Origin of the sequence: Hymenobacter ruricola (genome assembly GCF_015694525.1) — a bacterium.
GTDB lineage: Bacteria > Bacteroidota > Bacteroidia > Cytophagales > Hymenobacteraceae > Hymenobacter > Hymenobacter ruricola.
Window position 1 is genome coordinate 78,295 of the sequence record NZ_JADQDM010000012.1, and the last position, 18,160, is coordinate 96,454.

An 18,160-nucleotide genomic window follows, 5' to 3' on the forward strand; every position below is an offset into this window, starting at 1 on the left:
TCTGGGCAAGGTGGAGTGCCAGGAAACCAAAAACGGCCGTTTCTGTCCACGCTGGAATCCGATTCGCCCAGAAACGGCCGTTCCTGCCCCAATCCTCCTACCGCTCCGCTGCTCCACTGGGAATGCAAAAAAGGCCCGCTCTCATCGAGCGGGCCTTTTTCATTCACTTTGCCGGGCGCTTTACTTGCGTTTGGCCGGGGCCTTTTTGGCCGGGGCTTTCTTAGCCGGGGCCTTTTTCACCGGAGCCTTCTTCACCGGGGCGGCTTTCACCGGCTCGGGGGCAATGGTCGGGGCCGGACCGTACTTCACTTCGGCGGCGTTGGGGTCGCCGGTGAGGTAGAGGTCGAACTCGACGCGGCGGTTCAGGGCCTGGCCTACTTTGGTGGCGTTGTCGGCAATCGGCTTGGTTTCGCCGAAGCCGTGCGACACAATGCGGTCGGCAGGCACGGCCTGGCTCAGCATGTAGGTGCGGGCCGAAGCAGCGCGGTCGTCCGAGAGGCGCAGGTTGTAGTTGTCGGCGCCCACGTTATCGGTGTGGCCGGCAATGCTCAGCGTGTAGTCCGGGTACTCGGCCATGATGGCGGCCAAATCCTTCAGCGTGGGGTACGAGCTGGGCAGCAGCACGGCCTTGTTGAACTCGAAGTTGATGAACTTCGTGGCTTCCTGCAGGCGCTTCTTGGTTTCGGCTTTTACTTCGGGGCAGCCGCGGTTCGAGGCCGGACCGGGGCGGTTGGGGCAACGGTCCTGGTAGTCGGGCACGCCGTCGCCGTCGCGGTCGAGCGGGCAGCCGTTGGCGTCTACCTGCACGCCGGCGGGGGTGCCGGGGCACTTGTCGTTCTGGTCAATCACGCCGTCGTTGTCGGCGTCGGGGCAGCCACCAAGCTCCGCTTTGCCGGCCACGTCCGGGCACTTGTCATCAGCGTCGGTGATGCCGTCACCGTCGCGGTCGGGGCAGCCCTGCAGGGCCACGAGGCCTTTCACGTCGGGGCACTTGTCCTGGTAGTCGGGCACGCCGTCGCCGTCTTTGTCAAGCGGGCAGCCGTTGGGGTCCACGGCCACGCCGGCGGGGGTGCCGGGGCACTTGTCCTTTTTGTCCGATACGCCGTCTTTGTCTTCGTCCTTGGCCTGGCCCAGGGCCACGGTGATGCCCGCTTGGTGCAGCAGGAACCGGTCGTAAAGCTTGTCGTCGGGGCTGCCGTAGAGGTTGTCCACGCGCTCGGTGAAGGGGTAGTGCTGGCTGGTGGTCAGGTCCAGCGACACCACGTCGCTCAGCCGCACCCGGATGCCGGCTAGGCCAAACACCTCGGGCCGCCGAATCTGGTTGTCGAAGTCGGAGCCGTTGGCGCGGCCCTTGCTATTCGAGAGGAAAAAGCCGCCGCCGCCCATCAGATAGGGCTGAATGCGGGCTTCCTCTTTCAGGATTTTGCCGTTGTTGAGTTTGAGCTTGAAGCCCAGGTCCACCATGCCCACGCGGGCTTCGAAGTTGTCGCCGACGCGCACTTCGCTGCTGAACTTATAGGTTTCGTAGTAGCCCAGCACCGACACGTCCCACGACAGCGAAAGGTAGCGGGTGATGGCGCCGCCGCCGCCCACTTCGAGGTCGGGCTCGGAACGGTCCCAGAAGTCGGTGCCCATGTTGCCGCGGTATTGGAGCAGGCCAACGTTGGCGCTGAGGGCTGTTTTTCGGTCCGGCGTCTGGGCTTGTGCCTGGGGCGAAGCCATGCCAAGCATGACGGCGCCCACGGCCAAGCCTCGCAAGAGCTTAGTAGTTGAAAGCATAATCGTAGGTGTGGGAATAGATGAGAACCTCCACAACGGGCCGAATGGCCCGCCATTGGATGTGCTGCTATACCCCTCTCACCTAAAAAAGTTGTTGTCCTGCCCCAGCAGCCGCCGAAACCCACAACGTCTACTGACTGCTTTTCACAGCCTTACTGGCTATAAAGCATCAGCATTGCGCCCACCGTCCCCAATGCGGCGCACCTGGCAACCTACTTGTACTTTACCCGCGAAAACCTGGCTTCGCGGCTGCCACCCGTTATCAGTAGCTGGTCGGTTTCGGGCAGGTACTTCACGGGCACTTTCTTCACCTCGTTTTGTATCATGACGCACTGAGTAGCCGCGTCGTAGGTACCCTCAATGTCCTGCTTGCCTTCGTGAATGAAGAAGGTATCGCCCGAGCGTTTGATGAAGGTGTGGGTTTGGGAGTTGGTGTCCGCGCTTTTCCACTCCCCCACAAACCGGTCGCGCGCATCCACTTCTTGCTCCTTGGGTGGCTCAGACCCACAGGCCGTAGCCGCCCAAACCAACGAAACCACCAACCCGCGCAGCGCCAAAGCTTTCATACCGAATTGTTTTTGAACGTATTAAAATCTAAAACCGGCCAAAATTCAACCCCAGAATCAGCACGATGCCGATAACCATCAGGATGAGGTAGGTTTCCACGGCGCCGGTCTGCACGTAGCGCAGCAACTGCCCGCCCCCGTTCACCGTGCGGCCAAAAAAGCCCACCACGGGGTTGATGATGCCGTTTTCCACGAATTTATATAAGCCCGTGGATAGCCACATCACCGGCCGCGTAAACAAGGCGTTGTACAGCTCGTCGATGTAGTATTTGTGGTACACCAGGCTTTCGGGGGCCGAGCGCTGGGCTTCGTCCTCGGCCGGGCGCGTGGCGCGGGCCACATACATCACGTACGCCAGGATGATGCCCAGCAGGCCGGCGGCCACCGAGGCAATCATGAGCATCAGCTCGGTGTGCTCGTCGGGCTTGGCCGTAAAAACTTCCGGCAGCAGGCGCTGCGAGTAGGTGAAAATTGGCGCCAGGTATTCGGCCAAATAATGGTGGCCGCCCGTGAACATGGGCGCGCCCATGAAGCCGCCCACCGCCGCCAGCACTGCCAGAATGATGAGCGGGAAGGTCATCGAAGCCGGCGATTCGTGCAGGTGATGCTTCTGCTCCTCGGTGCCGCGGAACTCGCCAAAGAAGGCCAGGAACAGCAGGCGGAACATATAAAACGCCGTCAGGAAAGCCGTGAGCAGGCCCATGGCCCACAGCACTTTGTTGTGCTCGAAGGCGTGCGCCAGGATTTCATCCTTGGAGAAGAAGCCCGAGAACGGCGGGATGCCCGAAATGGCCAGGCAGCCGATGAGGAACGTGAGGAAGGTGATGGGCAGCGCCTTGCGCAGGCCGCCCATGCGGCGCAGGTCCTGCTCGTTGCTCATGGCGTGAATCACGGAACCAGCGCCGAGGAACATCAGGGCCTTGAAGAAAGCGTGGGTGAGCACGTGGAACAGGGCCGTGGAATACCCCATTACACCCAGCGCTAGGAACATGTAGCCCAGCTGCGATACCGTGGAATAAGCCAGCACCTTCTTGATGTCGTTTTGCGCCAGGCCAATGGTGGCCGCAAACAGCGCCGTGGCCGCGCCCACAATGGCCACCACTTGCAGCGTATCGGGCGAGAGCGTGAACAACACGTTGGCCCGCAGCACCATGTAGATGCCCGCCGTTACCATGGTAGCGGCGTGGATGAGGGCCGAAACTGGCGTGGGGCCGGCCATGGCGTCGGGCAGCCAGGTGTAGAGCGGCAGCTGCGCCGACTTGCCCATGGCGCCCACAAACAGCAGCAGGGTGATGACCGTGCAGATGTCCTTGGTATAGGGACCGAACTGGCTGAGGCTGGCCTTCTGGAACACCTCGGCGTACTGCACCGAATTGAAGGTGAGGTAAATCAGAAAGATACCGAGCAGGAAACCCAGGTCACCAATGCGGTTGATGATGAAGGCTTTCTTGGCGGCGTTGTTGTAGTTGGTGTTCTTGTTCCAGAAGCCGATGAGCAGGTAGGAGCACAAGCCCACGCCTTCCCAGCCGATGAAGAGGATGACGAAGTTGGCGCCCATCACCAGCAGCAGCATGCTGAAGATGAACAGGTTCAGAAAGCTAAAGAACTTGCCCACGTTCTCGTCGTGGTGCATGTAGCCGATGCTGTAGACGTGAATCAGAAAGCCCACGCCCGTTACCAGTAGCAGCATTATCAGGCTGAGCTGGTCAATCTGGTACTGAAAGGGAATCTGAAGCGAGCCGACCGAAATCCAGTCGAACGGCTGCACGGTGTATTGGTACTGGAAATTCAGGAACAGCATCACCGAAATCAGGAACGAGCCCAGCACGGTGACGCTGCCAATGAGCCCGGCCACCGTGCCGGACAGCTTCCGGTTCAGCAGCCCATTAATAAGGAAGCCCAGGAAGGGCAGCAGCGGAATCAGAACGTAGAGAATCGTAGGATACGGGGCGTTGGCGCCGGGGAGAACGGTTTCTTGCATGGGACTAATCGTTGTCATGCTGACGAAGGAAGCATCCTATCACGCCAGCTTTCAGCAGTATTTCCCCGAGCGGCGCAGGTGTGCGAAGGTCCTTCGCTGCGCTCAGGATGACAGACTTTTATTGCAGCACTACCACTTCAACCTACTCAGCAGGTTGACGTCGGTGGTCTGGAAGTTGCGGTAAATCATGACGATGATGCCCAGGCCCACCGAGACTTCGGCAGCGGCCACGGCCATGATGAAGAACACAAAAATCTGTCCGTTGGGGTCGGAGCGGTAAGCTGAGAAGGCCGTCAGCAGGATGTTCACGGCGTTGAGCATCAGCTCGACGCACATGAAAATAATGATGGCGTTGCGCCGCACCAGCACGCCCGTGACGCCGATGGCAAACAAGGCCGAGGCGAAAAAAACGTAGTACTGCAGCGGAACGGTGCGAATGACTTCGGGGATGGTCTGGGAGACGGTGGGGTCCATGCGAGGCAACAACGAATAAGGCGGGCAAGGAGGCCCCGCCGCGTTCAAGTAGGCAAAGGTATCCTGAAAAACCATAATTCGGGCCATAGACTGGGAGTTGCGGTTGACCGACAATCTCAGCTTAGCTCGCAAAATAAAAAGACTTTAATTCTTTGAAATATGCAAAACGTACGAAAAGGCAAAAATATTAATTTAACGTGCTAACAATTTTAGTTAATATAAGTTTTTTTATACCTTTGCGCCCAAAACGCCTACTCAGGCGTCAGTCTTACATGTCAACTGTTACTAAACAATGTGTTTTGTCACATAAATTATTGTACTTTTACCAACCTTTTTCACTGCATGAAAAAAACTATTCTACTTTTCATTCTAACGCTGGCTTATTTTTCCGCTAAGGCTCAGGTTAGTCTATACACGTTCAACGGTGGCGGAACCAGCGGCAACTGGAACAACCCCAGCACCTGGACCACCGACCCCACCGGCTCGACCAGCCTGAACGGACGGGTGCCCACCGCCGGAGACATTGCGGTGGTAACCAACAGCTTTTCCCTTAATTTGACCGCCGATGTAACCACGCCCAACCTGACGGTAATTATTCAGCGGGGCGGCTCGCTGGACCTGGGTGCTACGGCCGGCTTCACCAACCCGCTGACGCGGCTGGCGGGCCAGGGCACGCTGCGGGTGGGCCGGGCCTACTTCCCGGCCGTCGGCACCAACGACTTCGACGACGCCAACACGGGCACCGTCGAACTCTACAACTGGGCCAGCACGCCGGGCACGCTGCCGCAGCCCGCTTCGGGCCAATACAACAACCTGCGCCTACTGAACACCAGCAGCACGGCGTTTGCCGCGCAGCTCGATGCCAACCTCGCCCTCACCGGCAGCCTGACGCTGGCCCGTAGCACCGGCAGCGCCGCCGTGGCCCTGAACCTGGGCCAGACGGCCGGCGCCGCGCGCACCCTCACCGTGCTGGGCGACGTGGCCGTGGGCGCCGGCACCAGCCTCGGCGTGACGGCCGTGAACGGCGCGCACACCCTGGCGCTGAATGGCAGCCTGACCAACAACGGCACCGTGCAGCTGCGCAACAGCGACGCCCAGCGCTGCCTGCTGCTCTTCAGCGGCGCGGCCGATGCCACCCTGGCCTGCAACGGCCCCACCGACCTCAGCCAACTGCAGGTGAACAAGGGCACCGGCAGCACCGCCACGCTGAGCGTAACCTCGACGCCGACCACGCCCGCCGGCGGCAACCTGCGCCTGAACTACACTGGCGCGGCCGACCTGCTGCTGCTCACGAACGGCACCGCCAAGCTGGGCGCCAACATTGAGCTGCCGCGCCTGAGCAACTCAGGCGGCGGCAATAACTACGACCTGGGCTCTTCCTCCAACAGCCCCGCGCTGTGGATAGCGGGCGCCACCGTGCGCAACAACGCCAGCAACGCGCTGGTGGTGTACGGCTCGTTTCGCATCAGCGCGGGCCGCTTCGAGTGCCTTGGGGGCGAAGGCGCCGTGATTCGGGAAGACGGGCAGTTTCTGATTGAAGGCGGCACGATGGTGGTGGAGAAATTCCGGCCCTCGAACACCTCGGCCAACCACCGCGGTTCGTTCACCATCACGGGCGGGCTGTTTGAGTGCAGCGGCACCGGCTCCGATGGCAACTTTGCCCGCTTCTCGCACCCGTACAAAACGCAGTCGTTCCGGATGACGGGCGGCACCATTCGGGTGCAGAACCCGCAGAACAGCAGCGGCTTGTTTCACATCGGCGTAAACCTCGACAACGCGAACGTAACCGGCGGCACCGTGGAAGTGCTGCTGCCTAACACCGCCACCAACGGTAAAATCCTAAGCACGGCCCCGTTCTGGAACCTGAGCGTGAGCAAGCCCGTGGCTGGCGGCGGCAGCAAGGCCGTGCTGGACGCCATTGGCGTGACGCCGGCTTACACGGGAGGCGCCACCACCACGGCGCAGCCCCTCACGGTGCTCAACAATTTCACCATCGCGGGGGCCAACCCCGCCACCCTCGACGCCAACTCGCAGGACGTGAACGTGCAGGGCACCCTCACCATTGGGGCGGGCTGCACCTACCTGCCCACCACCAACACCACCCGTTTCAGCGGCGGCCAGGACCAGCTGCTGACCAACAACGGCAGCATCGGCTCGACGCTGAACACGTTTTACAACCTGACGGTGAATAAGTCGGCGGGCACGCTCTCGCTCGACGGCACGGCTACCACGTTCACCATCACCAACACGCTGAGCCTGCTCAACGGCGTGCTCAACGACGGCAGCAAAACCGTGAACGTGCTGGGCAATATCGTGAACTCGGCCTCGCACACCAGCGGCGGCGGCACCGGCGCCATCGTGCTGGCCGGCGCGGGCGGGCAAGTGGTGAGCGGCAACGGCAGCGGCGTGTTCGGCAACCTCATTATTAATAGCACGGCCCCGGCCGGCGCGGTGGCCGCCACCCTCACGGCCAACCAAAGCGTGGCCAGCGTGCTGACGCTGCAAAGCAACCACGTCCTCAATATTGGCTCCAACCGCTTGTCGCTGACCAGCATCAGCCCCACGGCGCTGATGGCGGGTGCGGGCGGCTTTTCGAGCCAGCGCATGATTCGGACCGCCGGCAATCAGAGCGACCTGGGCCTGCGCAAAACCTACGGCGGCGCCGACTCCTTCACCTTCCCGGTGGGCACGGGCTCTAAATACACCCCGGCCACCATTGCCCTGGGAGCCACCATGCAGCTCTACGGCAAAGTGAGCGTGAGCCCCACCAACGCCCGCAACCCCTTCGTAACCAGCACCACCAACTCGCTGGCTTACTATTGGAAAGTGCGCAGCATCGACTTTGGCCCCATTCCGGCCGGCAGCATCACGGCCTCGTTCACCATGCTCAACGCCGACGCTGCGGGCACCTTGACCAGCTACGTGCCGGGCCGCTACCTGCCCGTGGCCTGGACTTCTTCCAACAATGTGAACCAAGTGGTGGAAGGCGCCACGAGTTCGGTCATTCAATTCCCGGGCTTGAGCCAGACCGATGGCGAGTTCACGGCCGGCGAAACGGTGGCTTTTGGGCCTGTCACGAGCTATTACTCCATCCGCAACGGCAACTGGGAGGACGCCAATCCGGCCACCACGCCCTGGAGCACGGCCGGCTTTGCGGGCGCGGCGGCTTCGTCGGTGCCGGGCCCGGGCAACCCGGTGTTCATCGGCTCGGCTAGCGGCGGCTTGTTCCACACCGTGACGGTGACGGCCAACGGCGCCCGCTCGGGCTCGCTCGTCATCGACCGCGGCGCCGTGCTGGACGTGCAGGCCTTCACGGGCCACAATTTTGGGGCCCTGCCCGATGCCACGGCCAGCGGCGCGGGCCGGCTGCGCATCAGCTCGGCCACGGCCACGGCCGAGTTTCCGGGCGGCGACTTTGGCTCGTTTCTGCAGCCCGGCGGCGGCACGGTGGAGTACTACACCACCGGCGTCCAAAGCTTTACGCTGCCCACCGCCTCGTTTACCAGCCTGCCCCTCGCCACCTACAAGAACCTGTGGCTCAACGCCGGAGCGGGCCAAACCGTGACCTTGCCCAACCAGGACCTGCGGGTGTTCGCGGAGCTGAAAACCGGCACGGCCGCTTCCTACAGCGGCCAGGTGCTGCTGAATGACGGCGCGGCCGGCAACCTGACGGCTGACTCCTTGCTGGCGGTGCAAAACGGCATCCTGCGCTACGTGAACGGCAGCGGCGCCACCCGCACCGTCGCCGTGGGCAATAATGTAACCGTGGCCGCGGGCGCCACCTTCGACGTCAACGGTGCGGGCGCGGCTACTACCACGCCGCATGCGCTGCTGGTGGGCGGCTCGCTCACGAACGACGGCACCCTGGACTTCGGCACCGCCGGCACGAGCCGGGCCACGCTGACCTTCACCGGCAGCCAGAACACCCGCTTGACCGGCACCACGGCCGGCGCCAGCACCAAGCTCTTCGCCCTGACGGTGGACAAAGGTGCCAGCCAGGCTCCCACCCTGACCCTGGACGTGGCCGGCACCCTAACCACGCCCACCAGCGGCTGGCTCACGCTGGCCAACGGCACGCTGCGCTACGCCCGGCCAGGCGCCAGCACCCTCACGGTGCACGACGCGGCCAGCCCCTACGTCATCAATGAAAAAGCCGGCCTGAACGTGGACGCCGCCGCCGGCACCGTGACGGTGGCCACCGCCAACGACGCCGCAGCCGACCTGCAGCTCGCGGGCCAACTGCGGGTGCTGCAAGGCACGCTGCAAGTGGGCACCGCCACCAACACCGCCGGCAACGACCTGGAGTACGCCAGCGCCGGCGCCCCCACCGTGCGCGTGAGCGGCACCGGCAGCCTGTACGTAAACGGCCAGTTGCGCCGCCCCACCACCAACACCAGCGGCGCGCTGCGCTTCGACCAAAGCGGCGGCTCGGTGGAGTTGGGCGGCGTGGGCGCCAGCGCGGCGGGCAACCGCGAGCGCGGCGTGTTTGAAGTGCAGGGCGCCGGCAGCCGGTTCCGCCTCACGGGCGGTACCCTGACGCTGCGCCGCTCCAACCAAAACGCCGGCCTCATCGCCGACTTGTTCCTGCGGCCCGACTCGACGGACGTGACCGCCGGCACCGTGGTGCTGGGCAATGCGGTGGCCGGCGCGGGCAACGTGGCCGTGACCGTGGATTCCTCGGTGCCGCTCTACGACCTGCGCGTGGAGGCCGGCGCCAACGGCACCAGCCAGAACACGGGCCAGCTCACCGGCGCCAACGCCCTCACCCTGAAAGGCTCGCTGACCATTGGCAACGCCAACGCCTTTTTCAACGCCAATGGCCTGGGGCTGAACATCGGCCAGAAGCTGATTAACAACAACCCCTCCACCAACACCGGCCTGAGCAACGGCGGCTTCCGCCCCGGCACCGCCACTCAGACGACTACCTTCACCGGCGGCATCGCGGCCCAGGAGCTCACCACGACGGGCACGGTGGCCGCCAACATTACCGTGTTCGGCAGCCTAGTGCTCAACAACGCCCAGCCCAGCGGCGCCCTGACTCTGCAAACCGGCCGCAACGCCCGCGTGCTCGGCAGCCTCACGCTCAGCAAAGGCACGTTGGCCGACAATGGCCAGACCATCAGCGTGCTGGGCGATGTACTGAACTCGGCCACGCACACCAGCGCCCCCGGCGGCAGCCTGACCCTGACCGGCAACGCCAATCAAAACGTGGGCGGCAACGGCACCGGCCGCTTCGGCAACGTGGTGCTGAACAACGCCGCCGGCGCCACCACCCTCGTCGACCAGGAAATCACGGGCGTGCTGACCCTCACCAGCGGCGCGCTCACCATCGGCTCGAACCTGCTGTGGCTGAGCAACCCCGCCGGCGGGGCCGTGGCGGGCACCTTCAACGCCGCCACTTGCATTCGCACCAACGGCATCGTGGCCGATTTGGGCCTGCGGAAGTCGTACCCCACCGGCGCCAGCAGCTTTACGTTCCCGCTGGGCGTGGCCGGCAAGTACACGCCCGTGGCCCTGAACACCATCACCAACGGCACGGCCGGCACCCTCACGGTGCGGCCCATCAACGCGCCCCACCCCAGCACCACCGACCCTGCCGATAAGGAGCTGGCCTACTACTGGAAGCTGACCCGCACCGGTTTCGATGCGGCCACCACGCTCACGCACAGCTACACGTACTGGGACCAGGCCGCCGGCAACACCGACGTGCGCGGCACCGAGGGCAGCTACCGCCTGGCCCGCTTCGTGAACGGCGCCTGGAACCCGCTCAACGGCTTCGTCGGCAGCGCGGCGAACCCGACGACTAACACGCTCACCCTGACCGGGGCGCAGCACTTCGACGGCGACTACACCGGCGGCGAAAGCAGCGAGTTCGGCACGGTGCCCACCTTCTACAGCCGCACGGCCACGGCTGGGCTGCCCGGGGGCGCCGCCTGGGACGCGGCTTCGTCGTGGACCTTCAACCCCGACGGCAGCGACGGCCCCCTGGCCCTGCCCACTGCCTTCCCCACGCAGGCCAACCCCGTGGTAATTCTCGGCGGCCACCGCATCAACGCCAACGGCCCCGGCCGGGGCGCGGCCAACCTGGCCCTGCAAGGCACCCTGGACCTGGGCGCCAACGGCGCCAACAACTTCAACACCGTGGCTGGGCCCGGCACGCTGATTATTGGCTCCTCGCTGTTCCCGGCCGGCAACTACACCGAATTTATGGCCGGCGGCAGCGGCGGCACCGTGAACTACATCGGCGCCGTGCAGCTGCCCGCCCGCGACACGTACAACAACCTGCAATTCACGGGCGGCAACGCCAAACAGCTCAGCAACCTCGACCTGACCATCAACGGTGCCCTGCTGGTGGCCAGCGGCACCACGGTGCTCAACCCCACCAGCCAGAACCTGACGCTGACTTCCACCACCAGCGGCGCCACCCTGGGTGGCACCCTTGACTTGAGCGAAGGCAGCCTGAGCGCCAAAGCTTTCCTGCTCAACTCCGGGCTGCTGACCATCGGCAGCGGCACGGTGAGTACGGGCACCTCCTTCACCAACAGCGGCACCGTCAACAACGGCAGCGGCGCGGTGAGCGTAGGCACGGCCTTCGACAACAGCGGCACCTACAACGCCAACATGGGGCCGGGCCCGCTCACGGTGGGCACTTCGCTCACCAACAGCGGCCTGTTCCGGGCCGGCGACGGCGGCCTGACCGTGGGCGACGCCCTGACCAACACGGCCAGCGGCACCTTCCAACTGGCCGCCGGCGACCTGACCGTGGCCAGCAACCTGAGCAATGCGGGCACCTTTGTGGTCAATAACGCCAACACGCTGCGCATTGGCGGTGATTTGGTGAACACCGCGGGCGCGGGCGGCTCGTTTGCGGCCGGGCCCAGCACCGTGCTGCTCCAAGGCAATTTCACGAACTCCGGCGTCAGCTTCGTGCCCGGCACCAGCACCGTGCGCTTCCTGGCCAACGCCGGCCGCGCCATCACCGGCGCCACCACCTTCTACAACCTGCAGAAGCCGGGCAGCGGCGTGCTCACCCTGGCGGGCACCACCGACGCCACCGTCAGCAACGTGCTTACGCTCAGCAATGGACTGATTGCCACCGGCAGCAATACGCTACGCCTCACCAACACGGCTGCGCAGCCCATCGTGGGCACCGGCACCACGGCCTACGTGAGCGGCCGTCTGGCCATCAGCATTCCCAACGCCGCGGCGGCCAGCCGCGAGTTTCCGGTGGGCGCGGGCGGGCGCTACCGGCCCGTCACCATTCAGCCCCAGGGCGCTTCGGCCAATCCAGTGGTGCTGGTGGAAATCCTGAACGGGGCGCCGGCCGGCACTGTGGACAACACCTTGTCCAACCTCTCGGCCAACCGTTACTACCGCATTTTCCTGCTGTCGGGCAGCATCAACCAGCCCACGGTGCAGCTCAGCTTCAACACGGAAGGCATTGTGGACGAGGAAGTGAACGTGCCCGGCAACCTGCGGGTGGCCCGCTCCACCGGCAACGCCGGCCCCTGGAGCAACGCGGGCGGCGCCGGGGTGTACTCGCCGGCCTTCCCGCGCGGCTACACCATCTCGGCCCCCGTGCTCATCAACAGCAATTCGTACTTCGCCCTGGCCTCGACCAATGCCGTCGACAACCCGCTGTCCGGCATTGCGCCGCTGCCCGTGGAGCTGACGAAGTTTACGGCCACGCCTGTGGGCAGCGCCGTGCACGTAGCCTGGGGCACCGCCAGCGAGAAAAACAGCGACTACTTCGACGTGCAGCGCTCGGCCAACGGCCTGCGCTTTGAAACCCTGACCAAAGTAGCCGCCCAAGGCAGCAGCACTGCCCGCCACGACTACGCGCACCGCGACGAGCGCCCCTTGCCGGGCCTGAGCTACTACCGCCTGCGGCAGGTAGACCGCGACGGCACGTTCCGCTACAGCCCGGTGGTGGCCGTGCGCTTCGGCGCCGCCAGTGGCCCGGTATCCGTCACGCTCTACCCCAACCCGAGCACGGGCACCAGCTTCCGCCTCGCGGCCCAGAACGTGCCCGCCGGCCCGGCCACGGTGCGCGTGTTCGACCTGCAGGGTCGCCTCGTGAGCCAGCACGCCGTCGATTTTGCGCAGCCGGATTTGGCTGTGCTACCCGACCGGCCGTTGGCTGCGGGCATGTACGTGGTGACCGTGCAAACCAGCGTCGGCCAGTTTACGCAGCGGCTGGAAGTTCGGGAATAGTTGTTCCCAGTGCTTGATAATGGAAAAGGCGGCTTCCTCGGAAGCCGCCTTTTTTATGAAAGTACCGCCTGGGGCGCGTTACATTGGCCGTTTTCTCCGAACTTCACCTGGGCAAATCGGGTTGAGCGCACAATTCTTAAAATATTGTAGCGGGGCGAGCGTCTGCTTGTTCAGAATGAAAACCATGGCACTTTCGCTCCCCTCCTCCCTTGTTCCCCCGATGACGGCTGCCCAGCAGGACCGCCAGATTGCCGACGCCGTGCGCCAGCAGCGCCCGCGGCTGCTGCAGTTCATCCGGCGCCGCATCCCCGACGAAGCCGAGGCCGAAGACCTCCTGCAGGACGTCTTCGCCGAGCTCGTGGAAAGCTACCGGCTGCTGAAGCCCGTGGAGCAGGCGGCGGCCTGGCTCTTCCGGGTGGCCCGCAACCGCATCACCGACCTCTACCGCCGCAAGCGGCCGGTGAGCCTCGAAGAAGCCTTTGGCGCGGCCGAGGCCAACGAGGACGGCGAAGGCCTGCTGCTGGCCGACCTGCTGCCCGCCGCCGACGACTCGCCCGAAAACCGCCTGCTGCGCGAAACCCTCATGGACGCGCTGTCGGAAGCATTGGCCGAATTACCGGCTGCCCAGCGCGAGGTGTTCGTGTGGCACGAGCTGGAAGACAAAACCTTCCGCGAAATGGAGGAAGAAACCGGTGTGCCGCTCAAAACCCTTATTTCGCGCAAGCACTACGCCGTGCTGCACCTGCGCAAGCGCCTGCAAACCCTGTACACCGAACTGTTCACCGATTAATTTGCTGGTTTTAATGAGGCGCTGACGTGCTGGCTCACAGCACGTCACCTAGCCCATTCCGCCGCCCATCTCAGTAGCCCATCAGCACATCGACCAATCAACCCATCAATATCATGGACCGTAAATTCTGGCTGCTGCGCGGCCTCCGTTTCTTTCTTTTTGCGGCGCTGTTTATCGTCGTCATTGGCTTCGGCACCCAAGCCCTCTGGAACTGGCTGATGCCTCAGCTATTTCATCTTCCGGCCATCAGCCTGCCCCAAACCTATGGCCTGCTGCTGCTGAGCCGCATCTTGTTTGGCTTTAAACCCGGCGGGCGGCCCGGGGGCTGGGCCGCCAAGAAACGGGCCTGGCAGCAGCGCATGGCCGGCCGCATGGAGCACCTCAGCCCCGACGCCCGCGAGAAGTTCCGCCAGGAAATGCGCGCCCGCTGCGGCATGGGCTGGATGCACAAGCCCGAAGCGGCAGCCGACATGGCCGCCCGGCAACCCGCCTAGGCATTACTCGCCCGCTTTTCTGCAAAAACTTTGGTGCGGCCTCCCCAGCGGAGGCCGCATTTTTTATGCTGGCCCGGTTCTTCTGCCGCGAGTACCGGCGGTGCTGGCTTGCAACCTTGTTTGGTGGGCGGGCCGGGCAAAAGGCAGCCCGATGCCCCGGCGGCGGACAGTTGGCACAGCATTTTTTGCTTGAAAGTGCTTCAGTCAGACGTTATGGCCAGAACAACAAACGGAAGGAAAGTCACCTCGAAAGGCAATTGATTTATATTCAATACGCTACTGCACCTGGCCCTTGTAAAAGAGTCATTCGACGTCGCTTTATAATGAAACTTCGATACCTAATTCATTGAGTTTATTCGAGAATGGAATTAACTATAAGGAGGAACAAGCTTGCATAATTGGCATAAGTAGTTGTACGTTTGTATTGTTAAATTAAAAATTATAAAAATGCAAACCACTACCCAATCCCGCATTATCGCCGCACTGGCATTTCTCAGCTTGCTGCTGGCGGCTTCTCCGAGCTGGGCCCAACTGGCTTACACTGACGTACTTCAGCCGAAAGCAACGGCTGCCGATGCCGACCCCGAAGTGGGCAAGCCCGCGGCCAAAACCACGACCAAAACCATTCATGGCGTAATTCAGAACGATAAGGGGGCTTTGCCGGGCGCCACCGTTTGGCTGCAAGGCAGCCGCACCATCGTGGTGACTAACTCTGAAGGCGAGTTTGAGCTACAGGTGCCGGCCGATGCCACCACCGTGAAGCTGGTGTGCGGCTACGGCGGCCTGCAGGAAGAAGTACTGACCCTGACGCCAGCGAAGGCCATGGGCTCCATCTACCTGCTGCAAACCAAAAGCGCGGCCAAATAAGCAGCGGCTCGGTAGTCGTTTTTCCACAGCTCCACGGCTTGCCCGGCGTTTGCTTTCCGCTCCTTCGTCCTCCCAATAAAAAACCCCGGCCTCGCGAAGCCGGGGTTTTTTATTGGGAATCCAGTGGTAGGAATTGGGACGAGGGCGGGGCGGGTGGGGCTACTGCCCGCCCTGCTTGCTGCCGCCACCTTTCACGTCGTCGTTGGAGATGGACTTGCGCTGCTTGCCTTGCTGCTCGGTGCCGAAGCGGTAGGCGAAGCTGAGGCGGAAGGAGCGCTGGAAGGACTTGTTCTCGTTCACTTCGTTGAAGTCGGGCGTGTCGGTGGTGCTGCGGTACACCCAATAGTTGTTGAAGGGCGAGCCAAAGTTCAGGACAAGGTCGGCCTTGTCGTTGAGGAAGGTTTTCTTGGCGCCCAGCTGGTAGTAGAGGTTGGCCGAGTTGCGGCCCTGGAGGCTGGGCGAAGGCAGGGAGCTGTACATGAATCCTTGCAGGGTGTACTTTTTGGGCAGCTTATAGGAGGTGTTGAGGTTGAGGCTGGCGGTGAAGCCCGTGCGCTCGATGCCCAGGGCCGGGCTGCGGCGCACGATGTACTGCACGTCGGGCCCGCCGCTGATGTCCCAGCCCTCCACGGGCTTGGCCGAGCCATAGAAGTTGAGCTGGTAGAAGGTGTTGGCGGCCACGTTGCGGAAGGTTTGCTCGGTGACGTCGGGGCGGTTGGGGGTGAGGCGCACGGACTCGATGGCGTTGCCGGTGCGGCGCACCGAGCCGGCGATGTTGAGCGAACCGGCCTTGCCGTTGGTGTTGTAGCTCAGCTCATACGAGTCCGTGATTTCGGGGTCGAGGCCGGGGTTCCCGAACACGATGTTGTTCGGGTCGGAGCGGTCGACGTAGGGGTTGAGGTAGTCGATGTAGGGCCGGGTGATGCGCTTGCTGTAAGCCAGGCGCAGGCTGTTGTTGTCGCTGAGGGCGTACTGGGCGCTGCCGTTGGGCAGCCAGGTGAGGTAGCTGCGCGGGGGAATCTCCGAATTGGTGGTGCGGAACACGGCCGACAGCTCGGTGCGCTCCAGGCGGGTGCCGCCGCTGAGGGTGAGCTTCTTGCTGGTCTTGCCCGTGTAAGTGAGGTAAGCGGCCTGCACGTTCTGGTCGTAGCTAAAATCGGTGTTGCGGCCCGGCAGGGGCTGGTAGTCGGGGGTGAGGCCGCGGGTGAGGCCGGCCACATCCGCCACCGAGCCGGTGCGGCGCCAGATGCTTTTCAGGCCGGTTTCCAGGGTTTGCTTGTCGCCGAAGGGCTGCACGAAGTCGGTTTGCACCGTGACCTCGGTGCCGGGGTTGCGGCCGCGGCTGCGCTCCCGGTAGTCGGCCAGGCCGTGGCCGGTGTCCTGGTAGGCGTTGCGGAACTCGTCGAAATCGTAGTCGAAGGTGCCGCTGTTGTCGGCGTACTGGCCCAGCACGCTCCACTCTCTGCGGGGCAGGGCGAAGGTCTTAGTGTAGGTGCCCGTGATTTCCCCGTTGAAGCCGCTGAACTGGCTGTCGGTGGAGCGGGTGAACAGCTTATTGTCCGCCGCCACGGGCGTTAGCAAGTTGTAGAGCAGGCTGTTGAAGTTGTGGCCCGCGTAGCGGTTCAGCGAGCTGGTGAGCGACAGGCTTTGCTTGTCGCTCAGGTCGTAGTCGAGCCCCACCGTGGCGTACACCCATTGGCCGCCGTAGTCGCCGTCGCCGGTTTGGGTGAGGGAGGTGCCGTCGTTCTTGCCCACGCGCACGCGGCTGAACTCGTTGGGCCCGTACCAGCCGCCGGTGCCCCCGGCCGAGGTGAAGCCGAACTTGCCTTTGCGGAAGTTGAGCGAGGCATTGCCGTTGGAGTTGCGGTTGCCGCCCGCGGCGCTCACCCGGCCGTTCAGGCCCTGGTCCACGCCCTTTTTCAGCACGATGTTGATGATGCCGGCGGTGCCTTCGCCATCGTATTTGGCCGGCGGGGTGGTGATGACTTCCACGCTCTGAATCTGCTCGGCGGGGATGCCTTTCAGGGCCTCGGCCAGGTTGCTGGCCAGGGTGGGCGAGGGCTTGTTGTTGATGAGCACCTTGAAGTTGCTGCTGCCGCGCATGGTCACGTTGCCGTCGCCGTCCACGGCCAGCAGGGGGGCTTTGCGCAGCACGTCGGCGGCGGTGCCACCGGCGTTGGTCACGTCCTGGTCGGCGTTGTACACCAAGCGGTCGGGGCGTACTTCCACCACCGGCTTGGTCCCGATGACCACGGCCTCGGCCAGGGCCGTGCCCGCCGTGGGCAGCCGGAACGTGCCCACGTCGGTGGCGCCGGCCGTGATGGTCACGGCTTTGGTTTGGGTGCCGTAGCCCACGTAGCTCACCCGCAGGCGGGCCGGGCCGGGGGCCAGCTTGCCGAGGGCGAAGCGGCCGTTGTCGTCGGCGGCCACGCCCGTAATGGGCTTGTCGTTGGGGGCGGGCGGCAGCAGCACCACGGTGGCGTAGGGCACGGGCTCCTTTTTCAGGGAGTCGAGCACGGTGCCGGTGAGCGAGCCGGTGCCGGTGGCCACGGCGGGGGCCGGCGGGGCTTGCTGGGCCCGGGCCGCCGGGGGCGCGAGGGCGGCCAGCAAGAAGCCGACCAGCAGCAGGTGGTAGCGAAACGTCATAGCAGATGCAGAAAAAAAGGTATCGGGGGCAAGGAGACGAAACAGCGGCCGCACGTTGCAGCCGGCGCGGTTACGCAAGGATTATCTTTTGTAAGAGGCGGCCGGAGCGGGGCGGGCGGTTGCGGGCTAGGGAAAGGAGAAGGGGGTATGGCGCGACTGGCCGGGCGGGGGCAAGCCCCGCCCCTACATCGTTGGGGAAGCACTGATTATTGCCAGCGCAACCGGGGGATTTTTATGGGGGTACCGGGAATTGTTCGATTCGTTACAGGCGGCAGGAATTTTTTGGCAGGCATTGCCGCCGGCTGGCTGAACCACAGGACAAAGATGAGGCGCTGCCGGGCCGCCCACG

General features: G+C 63.8%; 9 protein-coding genes. 4 read left to right on the forward strand and 5 right to left on the reverse strand.

Going from position 1 to position 18,160, the window contains the following annotated elements:
* Positions 1–180: 180 nt before the first annotated feature.
* From I2H31_RS25685 to nuoK, 4 genes are all read right to left on the reverse strand, one after another.
* Complete coding sequence (locus I2H31_RS25685) at positions 181–1,779, reverse strand: OmpA family protein (protein ID WP_196294606.1); 1,599 nt, start codon at positions 1,777–1,779, stop codon at positions 181–183.
* Positions 1,780–1,991: 212 nt separating this feature from the next.
* Entirely contained in the window at positions 1,992–2,345 is a 354-nt protein-coding gene (locus tag I2H31_RS18815; protein WP_196294607.1) for a hypothetical protein, read from the reverse strand.
* A gap of 28 nt (positions 2,346–2,373) precedes the next feature.
* Positions 2,374–4,326: an NADH-quinone oxidoreductase subunit L gene (gene nuoL, locus I2H31_RS18820; RefSeq protein WP_196294608.1), complete on the reverse strand. Its 1,953-nt coding sequence runs from the start codon at positions 4,324–4,326 to the stop codon at positions 2,374–2,376.
* Between the two features lie 129 nt (positions 4,327–4,455).
* Entirely contained in the window at positions 4,456–4,800 is a 345-nt protein-coding gene (nuoK, locus tag I2H31_RS18825; protein ID WP_168673615.1) for an NADH-quinone oxidoreductase subunit NuoK, read from the reverse strand.
* Between the two features lie 342 nt (positions 4,801–5,142).
* Between nuoK and I2H31_RS18830 the strand changes: the two genes are divergently transcribed.
* The 4 genes from I2H31_RS18830 to I2H31_RS18845 all read left to right on the forward strand — a co-directional run bounded on the left by I2H31_RS18830 (position 5,143) and on the right by I2H31_RS18845 (position 15,165).
* Positions 5,143–13,014, forward strand: a complete 7,872-nt coding sequence (locus I2H31_RS18830) for a T9SS type A sorting domain-containing protein (protein WP_196294609.1) — start codon at positions 5,143–5,145, stop codon at positions 13,012–13,014.
* Positions 13,015–13,234: 220 nt separating this feature from the next.
* Entirely contained in the window at positions 13,235–13,804 is a 570-nt protein-coding gene (locus I2H31_RS18835) for an RNA polymerase sigma factor (RefSeq protein WP_230687925.1), read from the forward strand.
* A 113-nt stretch (positions 13,805–13,917) separates the two neighbouring features.
* Positions 13,918–14,298: a hypothetical protein gene (locus I2H31_RS18840; RefSeq protein ID WP_230687926.1), complete on the forward strand. Its 381-nt coding sequence runs from the start codon at positions 13,918–13,920 to the stop codon at positions 14,296–14,298.
* Between the two features lie 447 nt (positions 14,299–14,745).
* Positions 14,746–15,165 (forward strand): carboxypeptidase-like regulatory domain-containing protein, encoded by a 420-nt coding sequence (locus I2H31_RS18845; protein WP_196294611.1) that lies wholly within the window; start codon positions 14,746–14,748, stop codon positions 15,163–15,165.
* Positions 15,166–15,324: 159 nt separating this feature from the next.
* On the opposite strand, the gene I2H31_RS18850 is transcribed toward I2H31_RS18845, so the two are convergent.
* A complete protein-coding gene (locus tag I2H31_RS18850; RefSeq protein WP_196294612.1) occupies positions 15,325–17,811 on the reverse strand; it encodes a TonB-dependent receptor domain-containing protein in 2,487 nt (828 codons plus the stop codon).
* Between the last annotated feature and the right edge of the window lie 349 nt (positions 17,812–18,160).